The sequence below is a fragment of the Novosphingobium sp. KN65.2 genome (assembly GCF_001368935.1).
In the GTDB taxonomy this organism is placed as follows: domain Bacteria; phylum Pseudomonadota; class Alphaproteobacteria; order Sphingomonadales; family Sphingomonadaceae; genus Novosphingobium; species Novosphingobium mathurense.
The window spans coordinates 39,655-52,885 of the sequence record NZ_CCBH010000144.1 but is presented as its reverse complement, the minus strand read 5'-3'; the positions used below and the strand labels follow the sequence as shown (position 1 = coordinate 52,885).

Annotated in this window: 10 protein-coding genes; 3 read left to right on the top strand and 7 right to left on the bottom strand. The window is 60.5% G+C overall.

The window, feature by feature from the left end:
• Positions 1–198: 198 nt before the first annotated feature.
• The 4 genes from SPHV1_RS09385 to SPHV1_RS09370 all read right to left on the bottom strand — a co-directional run bounded on the left by SPHV1_RS09385 (position 199) and on the right by SPHV1_RS09370 (position 6,448).
• Complete coding sequence (locus SPHV1_RS09385) at positions 199–1,491, bottom strand: amidohydrolase family protein (protein ID WP_082430937.1); 1,293 nt, start codon at positions 1,489–1,491, stop codon at positions 199–201.
• A 288-nt stretch (positions 1,492–1,779) separates the two neighbouring features.
• Positions 1,780–4,110: a TonB-dependent receptor gene (locus SPHV1_RS09380; RefSeq protein WP_082430936.1), complete on the bottom strand. Its 2,331-nt coding sequence runs from the start codon at positions 4,108–4,110 to the stop codon at positions 1,780–1,782.
• 174 nt (positions 4,111–4,284) lie between these two features.
• Entirely contained in the window at positions 4,285–5,631 is a 1,347-nt protein-coding gene (locus tag SPHV1_RS24945) for a nuclear transport factor 2 family protein (protein WP_054945775.1), read from the bottom strand.
• Positions 5,621–6,448: a phytanoyl-CoA dioxygenase family protein gene (locus SPHV1_RS09370; protein ID WP_054945774.1), complete on the bottom strand. Its 828-nt coding sequence runs from the start codon at positions 6,446–6,448 to the stop codon at positions 5,621–5,623. The genes SPHV1_RS24945 and SPHV1_RS09370 overlap by 11 nt, the downstream gene beginning before the upstream one ends.
• A gap of 173 nt (positions 6,449–6,621) precedes the next feature.
• Between SPHV1_RS09370 and SPHV1_RS09365 the strand changes: the two genes are divergently transcribed.
• Together SPHV1_RS09365 and SPHV1_RS09360 are read left to right on the top strand one after the other, a co-directional pair.
• Positions 6,622–7,152, top strand: a complete 531-nt coding sequence (locus SPHV1_RS09365) for a TetR/AcrR family transcriptional regulator (RefSeq protein WP_054945773.1) — start codon at positions 6,622–6,624, stop codon at positions 7,150–7,152.
• A gap of 120 nt (positions 7,153–7,272) precedes the next feature.
• Positions 7,273–8,403 (top strand): hypothetical protein, encoded by a 1,131-nt coding sequence (locus SPHV1_RS09360; protein ID WP_156367304.1) that lies wholly within the window; start codon positions 7,273–7,275, stop codon positions 8,401–8,403.
• Positions 8,404–8,451: 48 nt separating this feature from the next.
• On the opposite strand, the gene SPHV1_RS09355 is transcribed toward SPHV1_RS09360, so the two are convergent.
• The 3 genes from SPHV1_RS09355 to SPHV1_RS09345 form a co-directional block, all read right to left on the bottom strand.
• On the bottom strand, positions 8,452–9,339 hold the full coding sequence (locus tag SPHV1_RS09355) for an SMP-30/gluconolactonase/LRE family protein (RefSeq protein ID WP_054945831.1): 888 nt from the start codon (positions 9,337–9,339) through the stop codon (positions 8,452–8,454).
• A gap of 22 nt (positions 9,340–9,361) precedes the next feature.
• Positions 9,362–11,458, bottom strand: coding sequence for a PQQ-binding-like beta-propeller repeat protein (locus SPHV1_RS09350; RefSeq protein WP_054945771.1), 2,097 nt, complete (start codon positions 11,456–11,458; stop codon positions 9,362–9,364).
• 167 nt (positions 11,459–11,625) lie between these two features.
• Entirely contained in the window at positions 11,626–12,150 is a 525-nt protein-coding gene (locus SPHV1_RS09345; protein WP_054945770.1) for a nuclear transport factor 2 family protein, read from the bottom strand.
• Between the two features lie 248 nt (positions 12,151–12,398).
• Between SPHV1_RS09345 and SPHV1_RS09340 the strand changes: the two genes are divergently transcribed.
• On the top strand, positions 12,399–13,214 hold the full coding sequence (locus SPHV1_RS09340) for a phytanoyl-CoA dioxygenase family protein (RefSeq protein ID WP_197277692.1): 816 nt from the start codon (positions 12,399–12,401) through the stop codon (positions 13,212–13,214).
• Positions 13,215–13,231: the final 17 nt, after the last annotated feature.

Below are 13,231 nucleotides of genomic sequence, written 5' to 3'. Positions count from 1 at the left end.
ATCGCTGCCCCAATGTGTAACCTATCTTTCCGCAGGCTGTCGCAGCGGGATCGGTTCAGTCCCTGATCCGGCCCCAGACCAAAAAAGAGCGCTTCCGCATGACACGGGAGCGCTCTCAACACTTTGGAATATTCACACTGAACTTATATTATAAGGGTCTTCGTGATGATTTCACGATATATTCACGCCCACCTTCAATCAGAGTTTGATATTGAACAATGTCGCCGCATTGGTGGAGAGGATCATCTTACGCTTTTCATAGTCGAGATGCCCAATTGATTCGACCGCGCGCTCTTGAATGCCCGGATAGATCGAAGTCGGATGCGGAAAGTCGGTCTCGAACATCACGCGGTCATAGCCGATCTCTTCGAGCATCTTCTGCGGGCCATATTTCTCGAACCAGTAGGAGACCCAGAAATTCTTAGCGAAATATTCCTTCGGACGCTTTTTGAGACCGGTCATCTCGGGCACCAGCATCTCGTTGAACTGATGGTCGAGGCATTCCAGCACGAACGGCATGTAACCGATGCCGCTTTCAATCAAGCCGAGCTTTAGATCCTCATATTTGTCCAGAATGCCCGAAACCATGAAGGTCGCCATGCTGACGGAGATCGCCAGCGTGTGGAGCATCGTAACAACCGTCTGGGTCTGGTAGAAATTCAGATTGTCCCAGATCGCCGTGCTCGAATCCAGCGCTGAATTCAGATGGAAGTTCATCGATGTGCCGGTCGAGTTGCACAGATCGAAAAACTCTTCCCAAACCGGGTTTATGACGCCGCCTTCCCCAAGATAGGAATCGCCCGCGCGCTCGGGCCGATCGGGCAGAACGAAGCCCTTGATGCCCATATCGATCATGCGGCGCGCTTCTTCGAGCAGGAACTTGTTGTCCCAATAGGGCAACTGCGCCATGCCCATGATCCGGCCACCCGACTCCTCCATCCGCTCGATGCAGACGTCGTTATAGATGCGGATGATGGTATCACGGAGATCCTTGTCCAGCCCCAGCAGCGCACCGGCCTGGGTCACGCCGCCATTCTGGAAGCAGATATGGCCCCAGACGCCCATGCGATCCATTTCCTCCAGCCGCTCTTTCACCTTGAACGAGCCGGGGTGGATCAAGTCGTAATTGGTATAGGACAAGCGGCCAAGCAGCTTGTTACGTTCCTTGCTGACGACATTGCCGCCATAGGAACCAAAATCCTTGTCACCGACATACCAACGCACGATGCCGTTCTTTTCGACGACACGCGGCATCTTGTCCTTGAGGTGGGCGGGCGCATTGCGCTGGAAAAGATCTGGCGGCTCGGTGAAATGGGTGTCGCAGTCGATGATCTTGATGCCTTCGAACAGCGGATGCACGCCCTCATGATATTGGGAATGATCTATTTCGCGGACGGTGCCGCCGGGCTGACGGCCTTCATCCAGCCAGTATTTGCGCGCGTCATCCTCACTCGCTTTGATAACGGTACTTTTTGCCTTCACGTCGGTCACGATCGCCTCCTAATTCGGCCTGTCCGGTATTTCTTGCTAGTCTTGTTGGCAACATACGGCCAATTCCGACTCCAGGCCGGAACCCATTTCTGCCGCCATGCCATTTCACATGTAATATGTTATCTCCGGTCCTACGTCAATCGAGAACGGACGCCGCCCATGCCCGAAATCTACCCTTCTCGCCGCCGTGCCGTCGCTGGCCGGCTTGCCCGGTGACAAAAAGCCCGGCACGAGGCCGGGCTTTTCTCTTCAAGAACGACGGTGTCTTCAAGCCGCAGGGAATGACGGTCAGAAGCTGACAGTCAGGTCCAGGCCATAGGTGCGCGCGGCCTCATAGGTCGTGCCGGCCACAAAGTAGGAATAGTTGCCCCACATTGACCCCCGATTGTTCAGCAGGTTACGTGCCCAAGCCGCGACTTCGACCTTGCCCGAACCCAGCGTGATGTCCTTCAGGGCCACGCGGGCGTTGCCGATCCAGTTGCCGCCTGTCTTGTAGATGCTCTGGAAACTTGGCTGGATCGCGGTTGTGAAGATACCTGGCGTGATCACCTTCGACCGATAATTGGCGTCGAAGCGGATCACCAGGCGCGCATCGCCCAAGCCCGGATTGGGATCCGACTCATAATCAAACGCCAAATTCGCGGTGGTGGAAGGACGTAGCCAGACCGGGAAGCTGTCCGGCGATCCGCCGAACTGGGCGATGGTGCTGAGCCAAAGCGGGGTGAACTTGGTGAACTTGAAGTCGGTGTAGGACACGGCGCCGGACAGCGACAGGCCATGGAGCGGAACCACGGTTGCCTCCGCCTCGAAACCCTTGGCCTCCGCATTGCCATAATTGACCATCGCAAGGTTGAGTTCCGGATGGCCCGCGAGATAGCCCGGGACGCTTTGCTGCAGATTGCCATATTTGGCGAAGAAGCCGGTCAGGTTCAGCCGCAGGTGCCGGTCAAACAGGTCGGACTTGATACCCGCTTCCCAAGATTTCGCCGTTTCCGGATCGAAAGCAACGCCACCCACCGAACCGCCCGAAATATAGCCGGTCGAGAATTTGGCATAGGCGAGGATATCGTCCGTCACATGATAGTTGACCCCCACCAGATAGGTCGGCTTGGTCTTCTTGTAGGTGAAGGGCGTTGCGGTCAGCGGAATGCCATAGGCGGGAATGGCCCTGTAATAGGTGCCATCCTTCTTGTCGCGCGTCACGCGAATACCACCGACGATATCCAGTTGAGGCGTGATATGCACTTCGGCCTGACCGTAGGCCGCGGCCGACTTGGCCGTGAGGAAGGTGATGTCGCGACCGGCAGGCAGGACGTTGCCCGGTAGAGGAACGGTGAAGAAATTCGCAATCCCGGCCAGCCCATCCGGCGCGCCGGTGGAGATCTTTTCCTTATAATAGAGGCCACCCAACGTGAGCGTCAGCAACTTCGAATTATAGTTCAGTTGAAGTTCTTCGCTCCACTGCTTCTGCCGGCTCGCATTCTGGTTCACGTTGAAATAGAAGGGATCGGGATTACCCGGATAGAAGAGCTGCCCCAGACCGATATTGTCGAGCGTGCCGAACACATCGACCTTGCGATAGGCGGTGATGCTCTTGAGCGCCAGATCCTCATTAATGTCCAGATTGGCCGTCAGGACATGCCCCTGGGTCTTCATCCGTCCCGGAACCGCAAAGGCGTTATGCACCGCGTCAGGGCGCCGATCCCCGGAAAACAGGGGCGGGTTGGCGGCGATCGCCACGTTGAGCGCCGAAAGCCCGAACCCGGCCGCCACGGCAGGATCATAGGCGATCACGCCCGAACCCTCCGCGGTCGTGATCGCCTTGGCCCAGTCGAACTTGTAGACAAGGTTGAACCTGTCGCTCGGTTCGAACTTGAGCGCGGCGTGGAACGCGTCGGTCTTGTTGGCGCCCAGCGTCTTGGGTGAAATCTGACGGCCAAGGCCCGCGGCGCTGCGATCGAAGACGATGCCGGCATCCAGATTCTTGATGTCGCCGTCCCGCTCGTTGCGCATATAGCTGAGATAGCCGCTGAACGCCCCGAACTGCGGCAGTTCCAGATGGGTGATCGACCGGAACTGGTCGAAATTGCCGACCGACACTTCCTGGCGAACGCCGAATTCGCCCGTCGGATCGGCCGTCACAAAGCTCAATGCGCCGCCGGTCGTATTCCGGCCGAACAGCGTGCCCTGAGGGCCGCGCAGCGCTTCGACGCGGACCAAGTCGAGCAGGTCTGTCGTCAAGCCATAATTGGCGCCCACATAGACGCCGTCGATGTTGATGGAAATCGACTTGTCAGACCCTGGCAGGCCGCCCGCGCTGGCGACGCCGCGCACAACGATCTGCGGGGCACCCAGCCCGCCCGGCGTCTTGCGCACCGAAACGCCCGGCGCCACGGCACCTACGTCCTGCAAGCTGGTGATGCGGCTGGCGGTCAATTCCTGCTGCCCGATCACGGCGACGGAAATCGGCACATCCTGAAGATTCTGCTCGCGTTTCTGCGCGGTGACGATGATCTCGTCGATGCCGACATCCTTGGTCTGGGCTACTGCAAGACCACTGGTCATTGCAGAGGCGAGAAAGAGGCTGAGCCTCACTCCATTCTGATATTTCTTCTGCATCCTAGTTTCCTCCCCCTTTTTAGTCTTCAGGCGATCATGGGTCCGCTGAATGCCATGTCCTATGTTCGCGGATCGATCGAAACGACCGACATTTTATGTTAGGTACTTGGCCTGCAAAACCTATCTTTCGATAAATCACGTGCAACATGTGATAATCGTGATAATTCGCCGGATCTAGGGCACGATCGCGGTGGCTTCGACCGACTGGCACCACATGAAATCCTCGACGAAACGACGTCGGTTGAGCGTCCAGTCCCCGTCGCGCTTCGCCCAACGGTCAAGATAACGTCCGCGGCAATGGTCATCGGTTCGCTCATTGCCTTCAGCCTCCCCATGACGCAGGATGATCGCGCCGGTTTCGCTGACGGCCCGATCGCCATCGACGACGATCAGTATATTGGCGATCTGATGGCGCTCGGCCCGGCCATGCGCGTGAATTTGTGCGCGAATGGCTCGCTCGGCCGACAATTGTTCGATTTCCTTGCCCTCGCCGCCTTCCATTGATGCAAAAAGTCGATAGGACGGGTCCTCACGGTCCCGCCGGGCTTCGTGACCCATCCGCCCGTGTCCCGACTGATTCCACATCAGCTCTTCGGTCAGCGTGCGATGATCGATTGCCCAGCGGCCATCCCTGCACGACCAGCGATCCAGATATCGCCCGCGATAATGGCTGTCGGTGACCATCCCGGACCTGTCGGGATATCCACGGAGTACTGCGTGCGCGCATGTCTCGCTCACGGCCCGATCGCCCTTTATCCTGATTGTCGGGTTCATGATCTGGTGCGAATGCGCGGCGTACACCTCGTGCCCCAATGTCATCTGGACGGCCATTTCCATGGCCCGGCCCTTCAACTGTCCGGACTCATAATCCAGCGTCGCATCATCATGCCAGACCGATTTCCACAGCTCGACGTCGAAGCGGTCGATGCCTCGGCAATAGCGATTCAACTGGCGCAGAATTTCCCGTTCCGCGATCAGGATTTCACGGCGGTCTCGCTTTTCTTCGGCATCTCCGTCCCTATCGCTTACCGGAAAGGCGAACAATGCGCAGACGGGATCGGCGCGGTCGCGACGCGACCTTTCACCGCGTCCGCCATCCTCGACCGGCTGCGTCCATGTCGCGCGCTCGACCACCCGCCTGCCGTCGATCGCCCAACACCCGTCGCGTCTGGACCACTGGTCCAGATATTCTGCCCGATCATGGCTGTCGACCATCGTGGCGGATCGACGGACCGCAGACAGGTCGCATCGACTGAACGCATGATCGCCATCGACCACGATCTGCACATTGGACAGATGATGCGCATGGCATTGGGACGCGCCCAATTGACCAATGATCGCGCCTCCCACTTCTACAACCGGGCCGCCCGTTCCCAGGACTTCGTCATCCCATGTCCCACCCTCATGCCAAACGGACAGCAGCAGAGGCAGGTCCAGCCGGTCCTGAGCCCGGCAGGCTGCGTAGAGTTGCTGACGGATCTCGCGCTCGGCCAGCAACGACCTCAGATCGTCACTCGGCATGGCGTACGCCCGGGCTGTAGATGATGGGGAAGGCAGGATGGTCGAGCGGACCGAACGCCTCCAGTCCCAGCCCGTCCGTGAACGGGCTCTGCGCGCCTGTATAGCGCGCGTCCCCAGGCAGATAGAGCGCCCCCCATGACCAGCGGGGGTGGGGGCTGCTATTCGCCCCGGTGCCATGGATGGTGAAGTGGCTGTGCACTGTCACATCGCCTGGCAGCAGGTGGATGGGGTCGGTGAGCGTGCAATGTTCTTCCAAACAGGACGCCCAACCCTCCCAGATTTCCGGGTTCAGCAAATTGCCCAGATTGCCGAGTTTATGCGAGCGGCTGTAGAAACGGAGCGCCCCCTGCTCCGGCCTCACCTCGTCGAGCGCCAGCCAGATGTTGAGCGTGTTCGCCTCCGAAAAGAAGTTTTGCAACGTGTCTTGATGATAACGCGTCGGCTCCGCCATCACGCCGCCGGCCGGATGTTTCAACAGCAGGGAATCACGCATCTTGCGAATGGAACTCTCTCGCCCGAACAGACGCGCGAAGTTCCGGCCCAGTGTCGGCGAGGTGGCGAGGGCACGGTAATGAGGATCGCTGTCGCCAAGGCCGACATGCGTGCGGAACCAGCGATATCCCTCTGGAAGTTCAGGCTCGTCGTTCGGCGCATTGCCGTCATCGCCAAAAAGCCCTTTGGCACCTTTCAACAACTGCGCGGCATAGTCGCGGCTGATCAGTCGCTCCAGCTTCACCCATCCATTTTCGAAAAAGAACCGAACTTCCTCATCCGTCACCGCGCGTACGCCGGGATCGACGATCGTTTCGCCTGACATGGCTCTGCCTCTCCTGAAGATGCTACTGACTAAAAGGTCAGTAGCACGTGGCTACGTCTCGTTGACCACCCTGTCAACCTTTGTTAGCCGGTCCGACGACGCGGTTGGGAGGCGGTAATTTGGTCGAAAAGAACAAGGCGACACGGCGGCGTCTGTCTGCGGATCAATCGCGGATGCTTATTCTTGAAGCAACGGAACGTCTTTTGCAGAGGCAGGGCCATGACGCGCTTACTGTTCGCCGCGTCGCTGCAGAGGCGGGGATGAAGACGCCACTCGTCCACTATCATTTTGAAACGACCGAAGACCTGTTGATCGCCTTCTACCGCTATATCGGTGAGAAGCATCGATTGAATATCGAGGCAGCGCTGGCATCGGACCGGCCGATCCATGCGCTGTGGGACGTCAACACCGCCCGCGATGCCGGGCGGCTGATGGCAGAAATGATCGGCCTTGGCCACCGCAACGAAGTCGTGCGGGCAGAGTTTGCCGCCCATGTCGAAAATTTCCGGGCGATGCAGGCGCAGGCATTCGAGACGGCGCTTCGCCCGCATGCCGCCGCTGCCGGCTGCACGCCCGACGCCGCCATCTTCATCCTCACCGCCGTGACGACCGCATTGATCATGGACCGGAGCGTCGGCATCAACGCAGGTCATGAAGACGGTATTGCATTTGTGAAGGCCTGCATGGATTGCCTCGAGCCCTGACATGAGGCGCATCAAAGCCTGAGATTGTCCGTGGGCACCAACCCAAAGATAGAGGACAGCCGCCTGTTAGCCTTTAGAGCCTGTCGATGCTATCCGTGATGGATAGAGCCGCGATTTCATATGGTTGGCAACGATAATCCGCCAACATGGGCAGGAGAGAAATGGATGGGCATCCCTATGTTGAAGCGTGCGCGAACCCGCGCCACGACCCTTGCAGCGATGATGCTGGGCGTGTCGTCGCTGCCAGGCAGTGCCGCCAGCCCGAAGGCCGACGCGCAGCCCGCTGGCGCATGCCCTGCCAATGCGAATGACCGCTCGATCTGTGGCATTTCCAATCCCGAAGACATGGCGCCGCTCGCCCGGAGCGAATGGATTATCGTCAGCGGCTATACGCCCGACGCCCTCTACAGCGTCAGCCTCCGCACGCGTAAGGTGGTGAATCTGGTCCTCGGCGTTCGCGCCGGCTGGGACAGAAAGACCTATGCCGACTGTCCCGGCCCTCTCGCGCCGGGCGCGCTGACGGCACATGGTATTGCCCTCACCGACAGCGCCGCGCCGTCGCTCTTCGTCATCAATCACGGCAGTCGCGAAGCGATAGAGGTTTACCGGGTGCGCCGGCACGACGCATCGCTCACCTGGGTGGGCTGCGTGCCGATCCCCGCCGACATGATGGCGAACTCGCTCGCGCATCTGAAATCGGGCACGCTAGTCGTCACCAGCCTCGGAAAGGCGAAGACCAATTTCCTGCCCGACATCATCGCTGGCCGGCCGACAGGCGGCGACGTCCGGCTGTGGTCGCGCGACAGGGGCTGGCGCATCCTGCCTTATTCGCAGGGCTCCGGACCGAACGGCCTGGCGCTCGCGCCGGACGAACGATCCATCTATGTCGCCATGTCGGGCGGTCGCGAAATCGTCCGGATGGCGCTCGACGGCAAGTCGAAGCCGGTGCGATCCGCGCAAATGGACATATTGCCAGACAATCTGCGCTGGACTGCCCAGGGAACGCTCATCACTACCGGCATGCGCTACGACCCGGAGGTCAATGCGCGCTGCTTCCAGGGCCAGAGCTGCCAGCCCCGGTTCGACGTCTATGAGATCACGCCGAAAACGCTCGCCGTGAAGAGCCTGTCCGGCCGCTTCGAACCCCGGCCCATGCCGCTCCCCACCACCGCGCTGCGGGTGGGTGGCGAATTGTGGGTCAGCTCGGTCAGCGGCAAGAATATCGCCGTCTTCCCGCTCAAGCCGAATTGAAGCAAGGGACCCGCGACCCTGAAAGGCGCTGGCCGACGACCTGACGCTTCACCCGAAATGGAGCTTCAGCCCCGGTTCGTCCCAGCGAATTTTGACGAGGCGGCCTGTCCGCAGCAGGGTCACATAAGCATCGCGCATGTCGTCACCGCCAAAGGCGATGTTGGTGACGGTGCGGTCCGGCAAGGGCAGGAAACGCGTCTCTCCATCGGGCCGGAACGTCGTGATGCCGCCGCCGATGATGGTGGCGACGCACACCGCGCCGGCTTCGGTCACGGCCAGACTGTCGAACACGGACTCGCCCGCGGCCGATCCCACATATAGCGGCACCGGCGCGTTTGTTTCGGGATCCTTGCACAGATGTCCCGGCGCATCGAGCGCGAAACTGAACAATCGGCCGGTCCAGCTCGCGGTCACATAGACCGTCTTGCCGTCGGGCGAGAGGCCCACGCCATTATAGCCCAGCCCGCCAAAATAGCCTTGGCGGATCTCGCTGCCGTCCGGCCTGCACCAATAAAGGCCGCTCTTTTCGATCTCACGCTCGCGCACGGTGCCGAAATCGGTGAACCAGATGCCGCCCGTCTCGTCGAACACCAGATCGTTGGGCGCGCCTATTGGCCGTCCATCGATGCTGTCATACAGCCGCTCGATCCGGCCGGTGTTCAGATCCACCCGCTCGATCCGCCCGCCGCCGCCATGTTCGCCGGGTCTGTTGCCCTCGCCGCCGCAATTGCAGACATAGAGCGCGCCGTCCGGGCCGATCTGCGCGCCATTGGGCGTGCCGCCAGTTTCCGCGACCACCTCTGTCCTGCCGCCGCCCCACACACGGCTGATGCGGCGGGCATGCATCTCCATGACAATCACCGAACCGTCCGGCATGACCACGGGGCCTTCGGGCGCCTTCAGCCCTTCGGCGAGGACTTCGAACTCGGTTTCCATCATGGCTCTCCTTTGATGCGATTCATGCGCCCAAGCCAAGCGCGTTCCTGATAGCGGCCCACAGCCGTTCAAACCAGGATAACCGCCCCGTTTCGTCATCGCCGCCGTCCACGGCAAAGACCCACAAAGCAGGCCCGCCTGTGGATGCTTCGATCTCCGGCGTCAGATGAGCGACGAAATTATCCTGATAGGTGCCGCCGCCGGTGACGATCGCGACATATTGCCTGCCCTGCACCGCATAGGTGATGGGGAAGGAATTGGGCGTGTCATTGAGCCGCGTCTGCCAGAGCGTCTCGCCCGTGCCACTGTCCAGCGCACGGAACCAGCGGTCGCGCGACCCTTCGAACAACAACCCGCCCGCCGTCGCAAGCACTGCCGAGGCTTCGGGCGCGCGGCGACTATTTTCCCACAGCGTCTTGCCGGTGCGCAGATCGACCGCCGTCACCCGCCCGAACTTGTTGCCGGAACCGGGACGCGGCGTGACTTTCCAAACCGACCCTGCGATGTTGGAACTGTCGATGGTCACTTCCATGCAGCTATCCAGCGCCGGGATGAACAGCACACCGCTGCGTGGATCATAGGATGTGGCGGGCCAGTTGCGGACGCCCGCAGCGAAGGGACAAGCCTTCGTAATCCGGCCCTCGCCTGGAATCTTGTGCAAGTTGACGGTCTTAGCGCCCGTGACTGGGTCGATTGCGGTGATGATATCCTGAATCCCATAGTCATAAGACCAGAGATACTTGCCGCTCTTGATATCGAGTGCTTCCAGCACGCCCAGCTTGCCCATGGACATCGCGACCTGCCTGCCGGACCCGCGCGGATCCTTGACAATCATGCGCTCGAAAGCCCAATCCTCGTCCCAGACGTCGCCGGGGAAATGCTGGAAATGCCAGGCGAGTTTCCCGGTTCGGGCGTCCAGCTTCAGCGTGGAATTGGTATAGAGCGCCGCTTCCGGTTTTCCAGGATCCTTTTTTAGCAGCGTGTTGACCAAATACGTGTTGCCGGTGCCGAATACGATCTGATCATTGGCATAATCATAGCTTGGCGCCGTCCAAACGCCAGCACCGCCGCGCTCGGATGCCGGGGCGCCGCCCCAGCTTTCCGCGCCGGGCGCATTGTCGCCAGGAATGGTGTCGAAGCGCCACAGCTCCTCACCCGACTTCGCGTCAAACGCCGCCATGAAGCAACGCATCCCCTTGCCGAAACAGACAGCGCCGCCTTGAAACACCCGGCCATTGGCCACCAGCGGGGCGGAGGTGAGCGAATTCTTGTCGCCGATCACCTTGTCCCAGCGCAGCGCGCCAGTTCGGGCGTCCAGCGCCATCAGATGATTGTCGACGGTCGATGCGTAGAGCGCATCGCCATAGAGGGCCATGCCGCGCGGTTGGCTGAGGCCCCGGGGTACCGCCTTGTCCTCCCGCTTCCAGATCGTGTCGCCTGTCAGCGCGTCGAGTGCGGTGATGTGCCCGCCGCCGTGCAGGAAAATCACGCCATCATGTTCCAGCGGGCCGATGCCATTCGTGCTCGATCCCAGCGACTTGCTCCAGATCGGCCTTAACCGCCCGACATTGGATCGGTTGATCTGGCTGAGTTGGCTATAGCCGAGCGCATTGGTGCTGCCGCGCCAGACGAGCCAGTCGTCGCCTGCCTCATGCCGCAACATCATGTCGGTGACGGGTCGCAACCTGGCCGCGACTGCCTTCAGCCGCTCGCCGGCGGCACGGTAAATATCATCCACGAAGGCCGCGGGGGCGGGGGCGAGGGCGGGCGAGGATGCCTCAGCCTGTCCATCGGCAGGTTGCGCGCCGACACCATTTTCCGCCAGCAGATAGGATGCAAGCGCCTTCGCGGTCCCCACCTCTAGCGGCGGGTCGGCCGCAGGCGGCATGGACCGAGCAATAAAGTCTGCCAGCCCGTCAACGCCCGCGCTGCCCCATTTGGCCTTGAAGGCCGCGCTCTTGAGCGTCGGCCCGCCGCCGCCCTGAAGCGACTGGCCGTGGCACAGTGCGCATTTGGCGTTATAGATCGAAGCGCCACCGCCCGCCGCCGCCGGCTCGCCGCCAGCCTGGGCAATCGCGCCGCCCGCCGCCGCCAGCACGATGACCGCCGGAATGATCATTCGCTTATACCTGCGCATTCACCCCACCCTCTTTTATCATTTGTCCTATCGACGCGGCGAACCGCTCATGAAAATTAGCGCGCAGGCCGGGTCCGGCCTGCGCGCCCTTCCATCTTATCCCGTCGGAACCTGCACCCATCGAAGCGTTGCCGGGCTAGGAAACGGCATCAAAAGCGTTCGACGCCTGGCAGATTGAAGAATTCCTCGCCCATGCCTTCTTCGAACCATTCGGCCATGTCTTTGTCCAGATAGATGCGCTCACCGCACATCTTGCCATTGGCGAAGGGGATCACGGCGTTGGTATAGCCACGGAAGGTCGATCCATCCTTGCGCGTGTAGACACAGCTAAACTCGTGCGCCAACATATTGGGGCTGGTCGTGGTGGAATAATATTCGCGCGTATCCTCGCCGTTACGCGGGTCGATCTGTTCGATCACCACGCCATAATTAATCTCGTGATAGCGGCGCAGCGCTTCCTTCCCCGTTATGCGGATGCGGTTGGGGTAGAATTCCCATACCGCGTCGTCCGTGATGGATTCCGCCATGATCCCGTCGAAATCACCCTCCATGAACTTGCGCGAATGTTCCAGGTTGAAATCGATCATCTCCTGGGCGCTCATCACCGTTTCGCTGGAAAACTGTTTCTTCCAGAGATGATCGGGGATTTCGACCTTGAAATCGGCGTCAGACATCGAACTACTCCATCTGCATTATTATATTCAGAATCCAATCCGCAGGACGGCCGGACGACGTCCGCCATTCTGGACGTCGCTCGTTACAGGGTGAACCTATCTGAAGGCAGGCGGATGTGGATGATGGGCTGAACGGAACCGACTTGGCAAGCTTGTGCGCCTTCTGGAAGATAGGTTTCCGCCGCCTCTCCAGTCTGCACGACTTCCTGTCAAATGTGCTCGGGCAAGGCTCGGCGGGGAGATGGATGATGGTGGCAGGTGCAGGCGTGGAGATACAGGTTCGTCCCGTCACGGACGCGGAAATCGCCTTTTTCTTCGAACATGGATGGGTAAAGCTGCCCGCCCTTATCGACCCGCAATGCACCGCCATCCTGCTGGAGCGCGCCCAGCGCACCTTCGGCGTGGATGGCCGCAAGGGGTTGGAGCAGGAAACGCCGGCGACGGAATATTGGCAGACATGGTTTCGCAGCAATTCCGACTGCGGGCGGGATGACTATTATGCCGCGCTCCGGACATCTCGCGAACTCGGCCGCAACGCCGCGCGCCTGCTGGGTCGCGACAGTTCCATCCGCATGATGATGGACGCAACCATGGCAAAACTGCCCGGCCATAGTAGCAAGGGCAATGGCACGGACTTCCACCAGGACACGCCCGGCCACATGTATCTGGAAGCGAACTTCCTCACCCCCTGGATCGCGCTGGACAAGGTCGATCAGGACATGGGCGCGATGCAATTCTATTCCGGGTCGCACAAGCTCGGCAATCTCGGTCAGGTGGGGGCGCTTTGGGAGGAATGGGCGCCCTATATCGAGCGTTTCTGCACGCTGTCTGAACCGATCGCGCTGCAACCGGGGGATGCCACGGTCCACGCCAACGGCACGATCCACGGCACGGCCCCCAATCGGGGTCAGCGGCCGCGTTGGTCATGGGCGGGCGTCCTCGTGCCGGGAGACGCGCGCTATACCGGCGCGCAGAGCGAATATACCGACGGGCGGGGGATGAAGGCCTATGGTCCATTGGACCACCCTGATTTTCCAGTCATTTACGACCCGCACAAACAGTAGCCAGGAGAGACGAAGCC